The organism is Halomonas sp. KM072 (assembly GCF_050710315.1).
Lineage (GTDB): Bacteria > Pseudomonadota > Gammaproteobacteria > Pseudomonadales > Halomonadaceae > Vreelandella > Vreelandella hamiltonii.
Genome location: NZ_CP136132.1, coordinates 1,905,633 through 1,920,795, shown reverse-complemented (window position 1 = coordinate 1,920,795; position 15,163 = coordinate 1,905,633). Strand labels below are relative to the sequence as shown.

The 15,163-nt window shown below is 60.5% G+C and carries 13 protein-coding genes; 6 read left to right on the top strand and 7 right to left on the bottom strand.

All coding sequences use genetic code 11. The features are described from left to right. Nucleotides 1-24 precede the first annotated feature (24 nt). Genes RVM26_RS09020 through RVM26_RS09010 form a run of 3 tightly spaced genes read left to right on the top strand, consistent with a single transcriptional unit; the run spans nt 25 to nt 2,988 of the window. Nucleotides 25-1,206 carry an ABC transporter ATP-binding protein gene (locus RVM26_RS09020; protein ID WP_498941681.1) on the top strand — a complete coding sequence of 394 codons (1,182 nt, stop codon included), beginning with the start codon at nt 25-27 and terminating at the stop codon, nt 1,204-1,206. A gap of 31 nt (nt 1,207-1,237) precedes the next feature. After that, the gene (locus RVM26_RS09015) at nt 1,238-2,149 is read left to right on the top strand and encodes an ABC transporter permease subunit (RefSeq protein WP_100731924.1); all 912 of its coding nucleotides are present in this window, start codon (nt 1,238-1,240) and stop codon (nt 2,147-2,149) included. Then, nucleotides 2,146-2,988 (top strand): ABC transporter permease subunit, encoded by an 843-nt coding sequence (locus RVM26_RS09010; protein WP_016914418.1) that lies wholly within the window; start codon nt 2,146-2,148, stop codon nt 2,986-2,988. Before RVM26_RS09015 ends, RVM26_RS09010 begins: the two co-directional genes overlap by 4 nt. Nucleotides 2,989-2,995: 7 nt before the next feature. Here the strand turns inward: RVM26_RS09010 and RVM26_RS09005 are convergent, their stop codons facing one another. Beyond that, nucleotides 2,996-3,205, bottom strand: a complete 210-nt coding sequence (locus tag RVM26_RS09005; RefSeq protein ID WP_039181041.1) for a zinc ribbon domain-containing protein — start codon at nt 3,203-3,205, stop codon at nt 2,996-2,998. Nucleotides 3,206-3,330: 125 nt separating this feature from the next. On the opposite strand from RVM26_RS09005, the gene RVM26_RS09000 reads away from it, so the two are divergent. Then, entirely contained in the window at nt 3,331-3,759 is a 429-nt protein-coding gene (locus tag RVM26_RS09000) for a DUF3617 domain-containing protein (RefSeq protein WP_498941680.1), read from the top strand. Nucleotides 3,760-3,869: 110 nt separating this feature from the next. On the opposite strand, the gene RVM26_RS08995 is transcribed toward RVM26_RS09000, so the two are convergent. Together RVM26_RS08995 and RVM26_RS08990 are read right to left on the bottom strand one after the other, a co-directional pair. Then, a complete protein-coding gene (locus tag RVM26_RS08995; protein ID WP_498941679.1) occupies nt 3,870-7,010 on the bottom strand; it encodes an efflux RND transporter permease subunit in 3,141 nt (1,046 codons plus the stop codon). Beyond that, a complete protein-coding gene (locus RVM26_RS08990) occupies nt 7,010-8,074 on the bottom strand; it encodes an efflux RND transporter periplasmic adaptor subunit (RefSeq protein ID WP_498941678.1) in 1,065 nt (354 codons plus the stop codon). Before RVM26_RS08990 ends, RVM26_RS08995 begins: the two co-directional genes overlap by 1 nt. A 190-nt stretch (nt 8,075-8,264) precedes the next feature. Here RVM26_RS08990 and RVM26_RS08985 point away from each other — a divergent pair, with 190 nt between their 5' ends. Continuing rightward, nucleotides 8,265-9,449: a BaiN/RdsA family NAD(P)/FAD-dependent oxidoreductase gene (locus RVM26_RS08985; RefSeq protein WP_498941677.1), complete on the top strand. Its 1,185-nt coding sequence runs from the start codon at nt 8,265-8,267 to the stop codon at nt 9,447-9,449. Between the two features lie 62 nt (nt 9,450-9,511). Here the strand turns inward: RVM26_RS08985 and RVM26_RS08980 are convergent, their stop codons facing one another. The 4 genes from RVM26_RS08980 to RVM26_RS08965 form a co-directional block, all read right to left on the bottom strand. Continuing rightward, on the bottom strand, nt 9,512-9,826 hold the full coding sequence (locus RVM26_RS08980; protein WP_096922656.1) for a YqjK-like family protein: 315 nt from the start codon (nt 9,824-9,826) through the stop codon (nt 9,512-9,514). Then, nucleotides 9,798-10,202, bottom strand: a complete 405-nt coding sequence (locus tag RVM26_RS08975) for a phage holin family protein (RefSeq protein ID WP_016914411.1) — start codon at nt 10,200-10,202, stop codon at nt 9,798-9,800. Before RVM26_RS08975 ends, RVM26_RS08980 begins: the two co-directional genes overlap by 29 nt. Continuing rightward, a complete protein-coding gene (locus RVM26_RS08970; RefSeq protein WP_016914410.1) occupies nt 10,202-10,534 on the bottom strand; it encodes an ElaB/YgaM/YqjD family protein in 333 nt (110 codons plus the stop codon). The genes RVM26_RS08975 and RVM26_RS08970 overlap by 1 nt, the downstream gene beginning before the upstream one ends. Nucleotides 10,535-10,622: 88 nt before the next feature. Further along, the gene (locus RVM26_RS08965; protein WP_096922657.1) at nt 10,623-11,642 is read right to left on the bottom strand and encodes a phospholipase A; all 1,020 of its coding nucleotides are present in this window, start codon (nt 11,640-11,642) and stop codon (nt 10,623-10,625) included. Nucleotides 11,643-11,816: 174 nt separating this feature from the next. Between RVM26_RS08965 and mscK the strand changes: the two genes are divergently transcribed. Continuing rightward, a complete protein-coding gene (gene mscK, locus RVM26_RS08960; RefSeq protein ID WP_096922658.1) occupies nt 11,817-15,161 on the top strand; it encodes a mechanosensitive channel MscK in 3,345 nt (1,114 codons plus the stop codon). The last annotated feature ends 2 nt before the right edge of the window (nt 15,162-15,163 follow it).

The window sequence follows — 15,163 nt, the reverse complement described above, 5'->3', positions numbered from 1 at the left end:
CGGGCCTTTTGATGGGAGTGGCGAATGGTCACTACGCCCCTGTCGAACGACACTTCATCCTCGTCATCTGCCATTCCCCCGTCGATGAGACCACAGGGAAAGGCACCCCGTTTTGCCGAGGATATCGTGTTGGAAGTCAAACGCCTGAGCAAGCGCTTCGATGACGCGCTGGCGGTGGATGACGTGAATTTGCAGGTCAAACGCGGCGAAATCTTCGCCCTGTTGGGGGGCTCGGGGTCTGGCAAGTCGACCCTGCTGCGCATGCTGGCGGGCTTCGAGACGCCGAGCGAGGGCCGCATCCTGCTGAGTGGCGAAAACATTACCGACATGCCGCCGCACAAGCGCCCGATCAACATGATGTTTCAATCCTATGCGCTCTTTCCGCATATGACGGTGGCGCAGAACATCGCCTTCGGGTTGAAGCAGGACAAGCTGCCCAAGGCGGAAATCGAGGCGCGGGTAGCCCAGATGCTGAAACTGGTGCATATGGAACGCTTTGCCAAGCGCAAGCCGCATCAGCTTTCTGGCGGCCAGCGCCAGCGGGTGGCCTTGGCGCGCTCACTGGCCAAACGGCCGAAGCTCTTGCTGCTGGACGAGCCCATGGGCGCTCTCGACAAGAAGCTGCGCACGGAAATGCAGCTGGAAGTGGTCGAGATCATCGAACAGGTAGGCGTTACCTGCATCATGGTGACCCACGATCAGGAAGAAGCCATGACCATGGCGGACCGCGTGGCGATCATGGCCGATGGCTGGATCGAGCAGGTGGGCTCTCCGGTCGATATTTACGAAAGCCCCGCCAGTCGCATGGTGGCGGAATTCGTCGGTACCGTGAACCTGTTCGAAGGGGAGATCATCGAAGACGCGGCGGATCATTGCCGCATCGCCAGCCCTGCGCTTTCACGGCCGATCTATCTCGACCACGGGATCACCACCCAGGCGGTGGACCGTCGAGTATGGGCAGCCCTGCGGCCCGAGAAAATCTGGCTGACCCGTGAACAGCCTGTCGGTGAGTACAACTGGGAGGCCGGCAAGGTGGACGACATTGCCTATCTGGGGGGGTATTCGCTGTATTACGTGCGTACGGCCTCGGGCAAGTTGATCAAGGTGAGCATGGCCAACACGGAGCGGCGCGGTGATCGTCCCACCTGGGAGGATAGCGTGTACGTTTATTGGGAAGATCACAGCGCTATCGTGCTGAATCGCTGATGATTCGGTCTCTTGAAGGAGATTGCCTACCATGATGCCATCTGGCTTTACCGGCATGATCAAGCGTCTACAGCTGGGGCGGCGTGCGGTAATCGCATTCCCGCTGGTGTGGCTCACGCTGTTCTTTTTGCTGCCCTTTGCGTTGGTGCTCAAGATCAGCCTTGCCGAAGGGGCGATTGCCATTCCTCCCTACGGGCCGCTGGTCGAGTATGCCGATCAAACCCTGAGTATCTTTCTGAATGTCGGCAACTATCTGTTTCTGCTGACCGACTCGCTGTATGTCGCGGCTTACTGGGGCTCCATCAAGACGGCATTTACCGCCACGGTGGTGTGCTTGCTGCTCGGTTATCCCATGGCCTATGCCATGGCCCGTGCCCCGGGGCGCTGGCAGTTGATTCTGCTGCTGCTGGTGATGCTGCCCTCCTGGACGTCGTTTCTGATCCGCGTGTATGCGTGGATGGGCATACTCAGCAACAATGGCCTGATCAACAATCTGCTGCTGAGCATCGGCCTCATCGACTCGCCGCTACGCATGATGAATACCCAGTTTGCGGTCGTCGTGGGTATCGTGTATGCCTACCTGCCGTTCATGGTGCTGCCGCTGTATGCCCATCTGACGCGTCTGGATACGTCACTGTTGGAAGCGGCCTCAGACCTGGGGTCGCGTAAAGTGAATACCTTCCTGAAAGTCACCTTGCCGCTTTCCATGGGAGGCATCGTAGCGGGTTCCATGCTGGTGTTCATTCCTGCGGTGGGTGAGTTCGTGATCCCCGAGCTGTTGGGAGGGCCTGACACCCTGATGATCGGCAAGGTGCTTTGGGAAGAGTTCTTCCTGAATCGTGACTGGCCGGTGGCTGCGGCGTTGGCGATGGTCATGCTGTTGCTGTTGTTGATCCCCATCGTCTGGTTTCACCGTTACCAGTCACGGGAGCTCGAACAATGATGACGTCCTCTCGGCGCCCCAGCTTTACCACGGTGATGCTGGTGCTTGGCCTGCTGTTTCTCTATCTGCCGATGTTCGTGCTGGTGTTCTACTCGTTCAACTCATCGCGCCTGGTGACGGTGTGGGCGGGCTTCTCGACCCACTGGTACGGCGAGCTGTTCCGGGATCGGCAGATTCTCTCGGCGGTATGGACCAGTCTCAAGATCGCCTTTTTCGCTGCCAGCATGGCGGTGTGCCTGGGTACGGTGGCGGCTTTCGTGATGACTCGCTACGGGCACTTTCGGGGCAAGACGGCGCTCTCCAGCATGGTGACGGCACCACTGGTCATGCCCGAAGTGATCACCGGGCTTTCCCTGCTGCTGCTGTTCGTGCAGATGGCGCAACTGATTGGCTGGCCCGCGGACCGAGGGATGGCGACGATATGGATTGCCCACACCACGTTCTGCAGTGCCTATGTGGCGGTGGTGGTGTCGGCGCGTCTCCGGGAACTGGATCGTTCCATCGAAGAGGCGGCCATGGACCTTGGCTCGCCGCCGGTCAAGACATTCTTCAGCGTGACGCTGCCGGTCATTGCGCCTGCCCTGGCGGCAGGCTGGCTGCTGGCGTTCACGCTGTCGCTGGATGACCTGGTGATCGCCAGCTTCGTATCGGGCCCGGGAGCCAATACGCTGCCCATGGTGGTGTTCTCCTCTGTGCGCATGGGCGTCTCGCCCAAGATCAATGCGTTGGCCACGCTGATCATTCTGACCGTCTCGTTGGCGACGCTGCTGGCGTGGTACTTCATGCGCCGCAGCGAGGCCAGGCGGGTGGCTCAGATGCAGCAGGATGACGTGGCCTGACCATGGCTCACAAGACGTCGTCGTCACGGCCGGTGATGACGGCGTCGAGTTCGCCTGTGAAAGGTGATACCACCACCTGCAGTCGTATCGGCGCGCAACACTGATGGCAGTCTTCCCAGGTATCATGGCTGCCCTGAGATGTGTCGATCACGAAGGTCAGCGGCGTGTCGCAGTAAGGGCAATAAAAGTCGTGAGGAACCAGCGCGTCGTCATGCATGGCGGTTGCCCTGCCAGGTGAAAAAAGGATATCCAGTGTAACAGCCCTGCCTGGGGCGGGCACAAGCGGAACGAATCAGGTAGGATATGAGCGGGTTTGCCCAATTAACCTAGTGAGAAAAAACGATGATGAAACGTCACATGGCAGTAGCGGCCTTATTGGCCTTCCCGATGGTCGCTCTGGCGGAAACACCGAACGTGACGCCTGGCGAATGGGAGTTCGTCAGCGTAACCAGTATCAGCGGTGACATGCAGATTCCCGATCAGACCGAAACCGAACGTCAGTGCATCACTCAAGAAGAGCTGAATGGCGCAGAGTTTGGCTTCATCGAAGAAGAAGAGGGCTGCGAACTGCTTGACCAGGATATGAATGCTGATGGCCTCTCCTACAGCATGGTATGTCGTGCTGAAGGCGGCGAAGCCAATATCGACGGTGAAATGCGCTTCATGGGTGAGCGTATCGAAGGCAGTGTGGACATCTTCACCCAGTCACCCATGGGCGAATTGACCATGAACACCGTGATCGAAGGCGAGCGCATCGGCGACTGCGAGTAATCGCGTACAGTGCGTTAGCGATCATCAAGCGCAGTCTTCAACAGCACTCTTTAACAACCAGGGCGCCTTTTGGCGCCCTGGTTGTCTGTCTGCTCGGTAGAAGAGGTTGCTTAGCGATCGGGCGTAGCCAGCGGTTCGTGGTCGGGCTCCGGCGCATTGGCAATTTCTTCTTCCAGCTGTCGCTTCACGGCGCCAGGGGAGCCTGAGTAGCGTGCCAGCAAATCGTAGGCCACGGGTACCACGAACAGCGTAAACACCGTGGCCGCGCCTACCCCCGCCATGATCACCGTGCCAATCACCAGGCGAGACTCTGCGCCAGGGCCGCTGGAGATGATCAACGGGATCGCCCCGGCCATGGTGGTGACTGCCGTCATCAGAATGGGCCGCAGGCGGGTGACCGATGCTTCGATCAGGGCCGAACGAAAGGCTTGGCCCTCATCGCGCAGCTGGTTGGCGAACTCGACGATCAGTATGCCATTCTTGGCCGCCAATCCTATCAGCAGCACCAGCCCCACCTGACTGTAGATATTCAATGACTGGCCGGTCAGCAGCAGGGCCAGCAGGGCACCGCTCATGGCCAGCGGCACCGTCAGCATGATCACGAAGGGGTGAACCAGGCTCTCGAACTGGGCGGCAAGCACCAGGAATACCACCACGGCGCCAAGCACCAGCAGAAAGGTCGTCGCCCCGCTGGCCTGCTGGAAGTCTCGAGAGGGGCCTGCCAGATTGGTCTGCACTTCTTCAGGCAGGATGGTATTCGCGGTGTCTTGCAGATAGGCCAGCGCTTCACCCAGGGGGTAGCCATCGGCCAGGTTGGCCTCGATGGTAATGGCGCGCACGCGGTCGAAGCGGTTGAGCGTGCTGGCACCCGCGAAGTCAGAGAGCGTCACCAGGCTGGCCAGTGGAATCAGTTCACCGGACCGCGCGGAGCGTACCTGGATGTTGTCCAGCGCTCGCGGGCTCTTCTGGCGGCCACGGTCGCCTTCCAGAATCACATCGTACTCTTCGCCGTCATCCACGTAACGGGTCACGTTGCGCCCACCGAGCAGCACCTCCAGCGTACGGCCTATTTCCGTGACGGTGACCCCCAGCGCGGCGGCTCGTTCGTAGTTGATGTCGACCCTGAGCTGCGGCTGGGTTTCGTTGTAGTTGCTCTCTACGGCGGTCAGGCGCGGGTTGTGCTCGCGAATATGGTTGACCAGCGTATCCCGCCAGCTGGCCAGCTCCTCGTAAGTGCCACCCCCCAACACGAACTGGACCGGTTTCTGGGTGCGTTGACCAAACCCCTGGCGCATGACCGGGAAGGCCTGGACTCCAGGCAGGGACCCCAGAGTTTGACGCACGTCTGCCATGATCTCCCAGGCGCTGCGGCGGCTGCCCCAGTCGGCCATGTTGACGATGATGAAGCCGCTGTTGAAGTTTTCGATATTGCCGAACCCCCGTGGAGCCCTTACTACCACGCGCTCCAGCTCACCGCTATCGACGAAGGGTGTCAGGCGTGCTTCGATTTCATCCATGTAATCCATCATGTAATCGAAGGTGGCGCCTTCGGGCCCGTTGACCAGCACGATGAAGTTGCCCCGGTCTTCTTGAGGGGTGTACTCGCTGGGCAGTGCCGAGGCCAGCCAGGCAGTGCCCGCCACCAGAAGCGCAAACAAGGCCACCACTACCCATTTGAATGCCAGCACGACTTCCAGCGCACGCTGGTAACGTTTCCGAGCACCGTCCAGCAGCCACTGAACCCCTTGGCCAATGCGACTATCGTGCATCCCCGGCTTGAGGATCTTGGAAGCCATCATGGGGGTCAGGGTCAGGGCCAGCAGCGTGGAGATGACCACCGCGGCGGCCATGGTCAGTGCAAACTCGGAAAACAGTCTGCCGATATCGCCCTGCAGCATACTCAGGGGCACGAATACGGCTACCAGCACGAGGGTCGTGGCAATGACCGCAAAAGCGATCTGTCGAGTGCCGCGGAAGGCCGCCACCAGCGGCGTTTCACCGTAATCGTGCATGCGGCGGTTGATGTTTTCCAACACCACGATGGCGTCATCGACGATCAGGCCAATGGCCAGTACCAGTGCCAGCAGCGTCAACAGGTTGATCGAGAAATTCATGGCAGCCAGCGCGGTGAAGGCGCCAATCACGGCGATGGGGACGGTCACGGCAGGCACGATGGTCGTTCGCAGGTTGCCCAGGAACAGGAAAATCACGATGACTACCAGGCCCATGGCGATGAACAGCGTCATGACCACCTGGTCGATGGCACCCGACACGAACACCGAGGCGTCGTAGTTGAGCGTCAATGACATGCCCTCGGGCAGGGTGCCTTGCAAGCGCTCCAGCTCCTGCTGCACCGCTTCGGAAAGCTCCACCACGTTGGCGGTGGACTGCATGATCATGCCTAGCCCCACCATGGGCACGCCGTTGGCACGAAACACCGAACGGTCTTCTACCGAGCCCACTTCCACTCGGGCCACATCGGCCAGACGAATCAGGTGCCCGTTGCTGCCCTGGGTAACCGCCAACCGCTGAAAGTCATCGGCGGTGGCGAAGTTGCGCGGCAGCCGTACGATGAACTGGCGATCATCGGACTCGATGGAGCCGGCGGGCAGCTCGACGTTTTCGGCGCGCAGGGCATCCTCGATATCACCCACGGTGAGGCCTCGTGCTGCCAGCGCGTTGCGGTCCAGCCAGACACGCATGGCATAGTCGCGGCCACCGCCCACGCGCACCCTGGCTACCCCCGGCTGCACCGACAGGCTATCTACCAGAAAACGGTTGGCGTAGTCGGTGAGCTCGGTGATCGAGTAGTCCGCCCCTGAGAGACTCAGCCAGATGACGATTTCATCGCTGCTGTCGGCCTTGGTGACTTCAGGGTTGTCGGCATCATCGGGTAGGTTGCGCAAGGCACCCGATATACGGTCGCGCACATCGTTGGCCGCCGCGTCGATATCCATGCTGATGGCAAACTCGATCTGGATGCGTGATCGTCCATCTTCGCTCTGGGAGGTAATCAGCTCGATCCCTTCTACCCCGGCGATACGATCTTCCAGCACCTGGGTAATGCGGGTTTCGACCACGCTGGCCGAAGCACCGGGGTAACGTGTATCGATGCTGACGACCGGTGGGTCGACCGTGGGGTACTCCTGCAGCGGCAGGCGATTCAGCGCCAGCAGGCCGAAGGCCACGATCAGCGCGGCGATGACCATGGCCAGCACCGGACGCTGTACGGAGATGTCGGATAAGCGCATCAGCGGTCAGCCTCCAGCAGGGTACGGATGCTGGTCTCTTCATCGGTGATGCCCAGTAAACGTACCTGCTGGCCATCTCGTGCCAGCTGCAGACCGTGTACTGCCACCAGCTCGCCATCTGCCACGCCTTCGAGCACTTCCACTTCGCCACTGCGACGCTCACCCAAGGCGACCTCTCGGCGCTCCAGGCGATGCTCTCCTTCCTCCTCGTGAATGACCATCACGAAATGGCGATTGCCGCTCGGCTCGATAGCGGCTTCAGGCAGTACCAACGTATTGCGCACGCGTTGCTGCACGACGACCTCCATCAACATGCCGGGGCGCAGGCGCAGCTCTGGGTTGGCCAGCTCGGCCCGCACACTGATACTGCGAGACACCGGGTCGATACGGGTACCAATACTGGCGATTTCACCGCGGAAGACATCATCCGGATAGGCGGCGGTGGTCGCGCTCAGCGCCAGCCCTGCCGACAGGCGGCCCAGAAACACCTCCGGTACGGTAAAATCCAGTTTCATGACATCCAGCTTGTCGAGGGTCACCAGCTCCATGCCCGGGGTCACCAGTGCACCAGCGCTGACATTACGAAAGCCGACGCGACCACTGAACGGTGCCACTACCTGATAGTTGGCCAGGCGTGCCTCTAACGCCTGGACATCGGCTTCTGCCTGCCTCAACCGCGCTTGGGTATCTTCCAGTTCGGCGCGGGGGGCCAAGTTGCGTTCCTGAAGTTGAGACGTTCTGCCCACCGCGTTACGGCGCTCATCGGTGATCGCCCGTGCTGCCCTCAGCAGCGCCTGCTCCTCGGCATCTTCAAGGCGTATCAGCAGCTCGCCCTGTTCGACCTGGGCACCATCTTCGAAGGTGATTTCGGCAATGGTATCGGTCACGGTGGCTGACAGCGTGACGCTCTCGTCAGCACGCAGGGTGCCCAGGGCTTCTAATGGGTCGGACCAGGCGGTGGCCGTGGCGTAGTGACCGATCACGGGTGGCGGGGTTTGCGCTATGGCGTATGGCGGCAAGGCGGCCAGCAGCAGACAGCAGAAGAGGCGTTTGTAAACAAGCATTGGCGTCTCAACGTAAACAGAGGTGACCTGCATTATCCTGAAATCGACTGCCGTGATAAGGGCAAACGGTAAGATAGCGGGATGAAAAGATATTTGTTGTACATTATATGTACATCTATTTTGGATTTGTAGAGTGATGAGCAGCCTCACTGCTGCTAAGATAGTCAGCTTTTCATGTAGGGCTTCCAAGATGGTTTACGACGTCGTCGTCATTGGCGCAGGTGCCGCCGGGTTGATGTGTGCGGCTCAAGCAGGTTATGCAGGGCGGCGCGTGCTGGTGGTTGACCATGCCAATAAACCGGGCAAGAAAATCCTCATGTCGGGAGGAGGCCGCTGTAACTTTACCAACCTTGATGCCTCACCAAGCCATTTTTATTCGGAAAATCCTTATTTTTGCATTTCTGCGTTGAAACGTTACCGTCCAGAACATTTTGTATCTCTGGTGGAGCGCCATGGCGTCGAGTATGTGGAAAAAGCGCCGGGGCAACTCTTTTGTGCCGACTCCGCCAAGGAGATCGTGAGAGTCCTGCTGACCGAATGTGAATGGGCCGGTGTCGAACTGGCATTGAAGACGTCCATTTCCAAGGTGGAGCGCCTGGGCGAGGGGATGCTGTTGACTACCTCGATGGGCACCATCAGCTGTGGTGTGTTGGTAGTGGCCACGGGGGGGCTCTCCATTCCCACCATGGGGGCTTCGGGCTTCGGTTACGATCTCGCCCGTCAATTTGGACTTGAAGTGTTGCCTACTCGGCCTGGGCTGGTGCCTTTCACGCTCAGTGATGTCTGGAAAGCGCGTGCCGAAACGCTGTCAGGGCTCAGCGTGCCGGTATCGGTCAGCTGTGGTCAAGGGCGCTTCAATGAGCCCATGCTGTTTACCCATCGGGGGCTGTCGGGGCCGGCGATGCTCCAGATTTCGAGCGTCTGGCAGCCCGGTAGCGCCATTACGATTGATTTATTGCCGGGTGAGGAGGTGGCGGCTTCGCTGCGTCATGCGCGTGAGCAAACTCCCAAGCGCATGCTGTCTACCTGGCTGGGCGAGCGGTTTCCCAAACGTCTGGCACAGGCGATAGTGGAGTGGTACCCCGAGCACGCCACCGCCATGCCATTGGCACAGTACAGCAACGAGGCGATCGACTGCTGGGCACAGTACCTCAATGAGTGGCAGGTGAAACCGGCGGGCACAGAGGGTTGGCGTACGGCTGAGGTGACCATGGGCGGGATCAGTACCGAGGCCATTTCGTCGAAGAATTTTGAAGTGCGAGGCTTACCCCAGCTGCGTTTCATTGGCGAAGTGCTGGATGTCACGGGCCAGTTGGGTGGTTACAACTTTCAGTGGGCCTGGGCGAGTGGCGTCGCCTGTGGCCAGGCGTGTTGATCACCATTGAAAAAGCCGCCTGATGCAAGGCATCCGGCGGCTCTGAACAGGCAAACGCCTCGTCAGCTGGCGACTTTGGCCAGCAGTTTCAGCTTGCGAAGCAGCATATAGCCTGCCAATGCGCGTTTGCCGACGGCCATGGCGCCACCAGGATGGCGAACCAGCCGCACGGCAGCGAGCCCGCCCACGACGTACAGCGGTAAGCGCAGGCTTCGCCAGTGCCGGTCGAGCGGCGCGGAAGTGCGTTGCAACGTATCACTGCTCACCAGTATATCGATACGCTGCTGTTCCAGCTCGGCCAGCAGTGCTGCCTTGCGCTGCTGGCGACTCAACGGCTTGTCTGTGGTCTTAACGTCGACGGTCGGTGAGTTCTTCATCATTGGCCTCCAGCAGGGCGCGATCGGCTGCCAGCTGTTTCAAGGTTTCCTTGAGCAGCGAGTGCCGCTTTGCCTGACGTATGGCAATCACTGCCAGCAGCAGGCTGAGTGCCATCAGTACGCCAGCACTCACGCCAATGGCCGTCAGCCGATAGGTGTCCCAGAACAGAACGACTACCAGCGCCGTCAGCGTGGCCACACCCAGCAGCAGTAGCAGCAGGCTAGCGCCAGCCAACAACAGTAGTACCAATAAACGAGCGCGCTCTTCCTCCAATTCCAACACCGCCAAACGCAGGCGGGTTTCACCGTTGGCTAACAGTGACCTCAACAAGCGTTTGGCGGCAGAAAAGACGCGTTGGGTTGGCCCCAATGCCATTAGCGACGACCGAGCAGCATACCTACCACCAGGCCAGCTGCGGCACCGATACCGATGCTGGTCCAGGGGTTCTCATGTACATAGCGGTCGCAGCAATCGGCTTGCTGAGCCAGTGACTCGCGGGTGTCTTCATAGATGCGCTCGCCGCGGGCTTCCAGGCGGGCACGAGTATCCTTCAAACGACGTTCGGCACGCTCACGCAGGTCGCGCATTTCACCGCTGGCATCTTTCGATGTGGCGTTCATCAGCTCTTCGACCGTCTCGCTGAGATGGCGCAGGTCTTCTTTCAGCTGGTCGGCACGTGCGGAGGCGTCTGTGTTACGTTTAGCCATGATGTCTTCCTTTGACGAATGAATGAGTGACAGCTTCAGCATAGCAGCCGTCACTCCATAGACAACCCCAAAGTTTAGTGGTTCCGCATCAGCGGTTCAGGCCCGTGGCGCTGAACAGCGGGTTGAGGCTGAAGCCAAGACTCAGGCGATGCACGCGGTTGTCGTAATCGATCATGCTTTCGCCGTACCCGTAATAATACTGTACGTGTGCTCGCACCCCATTGAAGGCTGGCCAGCTGTAATCGATCTGAGTACCCAGGTTGCCGGGGCTAGGATTGCCACGCAGCTGTCCGGCGACTTCGTGATTGTTGTCCAGGCGCTTGGCCAGACGAATATCCCCATACCCCATGTAACGCTCGATATCCGGGTTGTCGTCGTCACCGTCGGACTCCGGCACGCGCCAGTGGGGTGCCAGGGTCAGTGCCCAGTCGCCGCGCTGCAGCGTGCTTTCCAGATAGACGCGGTTCCAGCTCCGTGACAGCGGGTCCGAGCGGCCATTGGATTGATGGTTGAAGGCGATACGATTGCGCGTATTCACCCAGCCCAAGGCGCTCCAGGCGTTATCGAAATCGATGAACACCTCGGGCTCGTAGTTGGTTTCCCGGAAAGGGGAAGAGGCATCAGTGTTATAGGCCTGCCACCAGCTTCGCTGGGTATAGGCGAAATAGACGTCGCCAATGTCGCCAAACACGTCTTCGGCCAGGTTGAACTTGGCACTGAACTGAAACTTCACTTCGTTGTTGTTGGGGCCTGAAGCATCGGTCACTTCACGAAAGTTGTTGGAGTCCTGATTGGTGTTGTAGCTCACCGGAAACAGGTAATTGGTGCGATGCGTCGTGATGGAGAATGGGTTCCGCGACGACTGCTGTTCCAGCTGGCGGCGTTCGGACAGGTCCTCCAGGGCCACTTCTTCCGGCAGCGGCGTCGGTGGAATACCCTGGGCGGCAGCCTCGGGTGCGTCAATTTGCTGCAGCTGCTGGCGGAGCTGATAGAGCTCGGTATTCAAGGCGCGAATACGCGCTTCGATATCGTCACGCGTCTCGGCCATGGCCGACTGCGTGGCCAAGGCAACCAGCAGGCCTGTGAACATCAGGGGTCGGATAACCATTGATATGGCTCGCAATGAAAAGTAGATAAATGTTAGCGACGTTCTATACAGGCGGATGAGGTAAGTCAACTGCCAATATTCTCGTGCCGGGCTGGATTGCGCCGCCGGGCCTTACGATTGACAATGATGCCTTGCCCGATGATACGGGTCGACCAGTCAATGAGGCTTCTATACGTGGTGAAGAATGCCATGAAGGCGGTGAGCGGCGCGCTAGGAATATTGCTGTGTGTCGTGTTGTTGTGCGTGTCGCCCATGGGGTGGGCAGAAGATGGTGAGCGGGCGCCTTCTGAAAGCGCCCTGAACGAGCGATTGGCTGCGCTCGAGTCCCAGGAAGGGGAGCTTACCGCCGCGCAGCAGCGTGAGCAGGCGGCCCTGAGCGCCGCGTTGCAAGCCTATGAGCGGCTCACGGCGCTGGAAGAGCGCCAACGGGCGCTGGAGCAGCGTGTCAGCCAGGCCCCTGAGCAGCTGCTGCAACTCGAACGAGAGCTGCGAGAAGCCGAGGAAGAGAGCCAACAGCTCTCCGTGGATAGCCTCAGCGACATGCCGCTGGAAGCCTTGGAGGCGCAGCAGGGCAGCGCGGTGATCGAGCTCCAGCAGTTGCAGAGCCAGTTGGCCGAGGTCAACTCACAGCTGTTGGCTGCGCAAACCTTGCCCGAACGTGCCCAGCAGGCCATCTCCGAAGCTCTGCAGCGGGCCGAGACCTTGCGCCGCGAGCACGATACCCGCGAAGCGCTGTTGGCCGACCGCCAGCTCTCGGCTCGCGAGGATGCGCAGCTGATTCAGTGGCGTCTGGAACGCTCCCTGGCCGAGCAGGAAGTCTCCCTCAATCAACGTGAGCTCAGTGCCAACAGCCGACTGCGGGAGCTGGCTCAGCAGCGGCGTGAGCTATTGGCTTTGCAGATCGATCATCAGGAGCAGCGGCTTAACCTGCTGCAAGGGGTCATCGATCGTCAGCGGCGCTTGCAGTCCGAACAGGCGATTGCCGATGCCGCGCGGGATGACCCGCTGATCGCCGAAGGGCATCCGGTAGTGCTGCGCGCCCAGCAGATGAACCAGACCTTGAGTCTCGAGCTGCTGCGGGCCACTGACCGCGCCAACAGCATCGTGCGCGAGAATATCGAAGCCCAGCGTCAATTGGAGTTGGTGCGCCAGTTGCAGCGTAGTCTCAATGAGCAGTTGGAAGCCATTCGCGGCAGCCAGCTGCTATCGCGGATACTCCGTGAGCAGCGTCAATCGCTGCCGGTAATCGTGCCGCGCCGGGACCTGCAGGATGAAATTGCCGACTTGCGCCTCAAGCAGTTCGATCTGATACGTCAACGTGATCAGCTGCGCCAGGGGGAGCGATTGGCCACCCAGCGGCTGCAGGAAGCGGGTGTCGAGGTGACGCCTGGGCTGGTGGACTCCCTGACGCGGCTTTATCAATCTCGCCGTGAGCTGGTGGAGCAGCTCGAGCAGTCCTATGGCAGCCTGTTGAGCGCCGCCATCGAGCTTCAGCTGAACCAGCAACAGCTCTTGACCACCACCCACGACCTGCGCGCCACCATCGATGAACAGCTCTTCTGGGTAGCCAACAGTCGTCCGCTGGACCTCAACTGGGTGCGCCAGTTACCCAATTACCTGCAGCAGGAGTGGCAGCAGGGCGAATGGCGAGCCGTGCTGCCCAACCGCTGGCAGGGCCTTGGCTGGGACATGCTGGTCGGTGCGCCGCTACTGCTGCTGAGCCTGACCTTGCTGGGGCTGCGCTCTCGTATCAAGGCCGCCCTGGCGCGGCTGCACTCGCAAATAGGTCGTCTGAAGAGTGATACGCAGCTGCATACGCCCAAAGCGGTTCTGATGAATGCGCTGCTGGCGCTGCCAGGCCCGCTGGCGCTGGCGGGCGCGGGCGTTGCCCTGCGGACGGCAGAAGGTGCCCTGGCGATGGGGCTGGCACCGGCCTTGCTGCAATTGAGCCTGAGCTGGGGTGTGGTCGCGCTGGGGCGCCGCCTGCTGGTGCCCGATGGCGTTGCAGAGCGTCATTTTACCTGGGCGCCTGCCTACAATGCGCGGCTACGTCAACTGCTGGGGGGCCTGGGCATAGCGCTGGTGCCTGTGGTGGGGATCGCGGCCATGTCAGAGCAGATGGAAACCCCGCTGGCCATGCGTCCGGTAGCCATGGGGCTATTCATGCTGGGGCTGTTGGCCATGGCGTGGTGGTTGATGCAGCTGATTCTGGCTCACGTGCCGATTTTTGGGGTTCGGCTGTTCCGGTTGGTCCTGGGGCTGGCCATGGCCAGCGTGCCGCTGGTCATGCTGGGGCTGGTGGCCTGGGGGTATGAATACACGGCGCTGCGGCTGGTAGCACGTTTTGCGATGACGCTTTACCTGTTGGGGCTGTGGGTCGTGGTGGAAGCCACGGTGGTTCGCAGCCTGGCAGTGGCCGCTCGCCGCTTGGCGTATCGCCGAGCCCTGGCGCGGCGGCGGGCCCAGGTACAGGAGGGGGCCGAGGGCGGGCTGGAAGTGGTCGAAGAGCCACCCCTGGACATGGAGAAGATCAACACCCAGTCGCTGCGGCTCTCCAAGCTCATCCTGCTGATCGGGTTCAGCCTGCTGCTTTATCTGGTCTGGTCGGACCTGCTGGCGGTGTTGGGGTATCTGGATCAGGTGGCGCTGTGGGATGCCGATGAAGGCGACCTGGTGGACAATTCGCTTTCGCTCTCTGATTTTTTCACGGCCTTGCTGGTGGTCGCCATCACCTTCATCATGGCGCGCAACCTGCCAGGGTTGCTCGAAGTCATGGTGCTGTCGCGGCTGGCCCTGAAACAGGGCAGCGCCTACGCCATCAGCTCGCTGCTCTCTTATACCATCGTGGGGACGGGAGTCGTCATGTCGCTGGCCACCCTGGGGGTCTCCTGGGACAAGCTGCAGTGGCTGGTGGCCGCGTTGAGCGTGGGGCTGGGTTTTGGTTTGCAGGAGATCTTTGCCAACTTCATCTCGGGCCTGATCATTCTGTTCGAGCGCCCGATTCGGATTGGCGACACCATCACGCTGGGCAACCTGCATGGCACCGTCAGCCGTATCCGCATCCGTGCCACCACGGTGACCGACTTCGATCGCAAGGAGATCATCATACCCAACAAGACGTTCGTCACCGACCAGTTGATCAACTGGTCGCTGTCGGACAATGTCACCCGGGTGGTGCTGACCTATGGCGTGGCGCACGGCTCTGATTTGCCGTTGGTGCATCAGCTGCTGCGCCAGGCCGCCGATGAAAACCCACGCGTGCTGGCGGACCCGGAGCCTCAGGTGTTCTACCTCAACTATGGCCCGCACAGCCTGAATTTCGAGCTGCGCATCTTCGTCAACGACCTGCTGGACCGACTGTTTGCGGCCGACGAAGTGAACTGCCGGGTGGATGAGCTGTTCCGCGAAGCGGGTGTACGGGTGGCCTTCGAGCAGATGGACGTTTGGCTGCATCGTGATCAGGGGGAGTCGGTGAAAGTACAGACCCGCAAGCCGCTGCCTCCTGAAAACCTGGGCTAAGG

Coding starts and splice junctions, on each gene's coding strand:
- RVM26_RS09005 (WP_039181041.1), bottom strand. CDS start 3,205: ATGCATGACGACGCGCTGGTTCCTCACGACTTTTATTGCCCTTACTGC.
- RVM26_RS09000 (WP_498941680.1), top strand. CDS start 3,331: ATGATGAAACGTCACATGGCAGTAGCGGCCTTATTGGCCTTCCCGATG.
- RVM26_RS09015 (WP_100731924.1), top strand. CDS start 1,238: ATGATGCCATCTGGCTTTACCGGCATGATCAAGCGTCTACAGCTGGGG.
- RVM26_RS08985 (WP_498941677.1), top strand. CDS start 8,265: ATGGTTTACGACGTCGTCGTCATTGGCGCAGGTGCCGCCGGGTTGATG.
- RVM26_RS09010 (WP_016914418.1), top strand. CDS start 2,146: ATGATGACGTCCTCTCGGCGCCCCAGCTTTACCACGGTGATGCTGGTG.
- RVM26_RS08965 (WP_096922657.1), bottom strand. CDS start 11,642: ATGGTTATCCGACCCCTGATGTTCACAGGCCTGCTGGTTGCCTTGGCC.
- RVM26_RS08970 (WP_016914410.1), bottom strand. CDS start 10,534: ATGGCTAAACGTAACACAGACGCCTCCGCACGTGCCGACCAGCTGAAA.
- RVM26_RS08995 (WP_498941679.1), bottom strand. CDS start 7,010: ATGCGCTTATCCGACATCTCCGTACAGCGTCCGGTGCTGGCCATGGTC.
- RVM26_RS08990 (WP_498941678.1), bottom strand. CDS start 8,074: ATGCTTGTTTACAAACGCCTCTTCTGCTGTCTGCTGCTGGCCGCCTTG.
- RVM26_RS08980 (WP_096922656.1), bottom strand. CDS start 9,826: ATGAAGAACTCACCGACCGTCGACGTTAAGACCACAGACAAGCCGTTG.
- RVM26_RS09020 (WP_498941681.1), top strand. CDS start 25: ATGGTCACTACGCCCCTGTCGAACGACACTTCATCCTCGTCATCTGCC.
- RVM26_RS08975 (WP_016914411.1), bottom strand. CDS start 10,202: ATGGCATTGGGGCCAACCCAACGCGTCTTTTCTGCCGCCAAACGCTTG.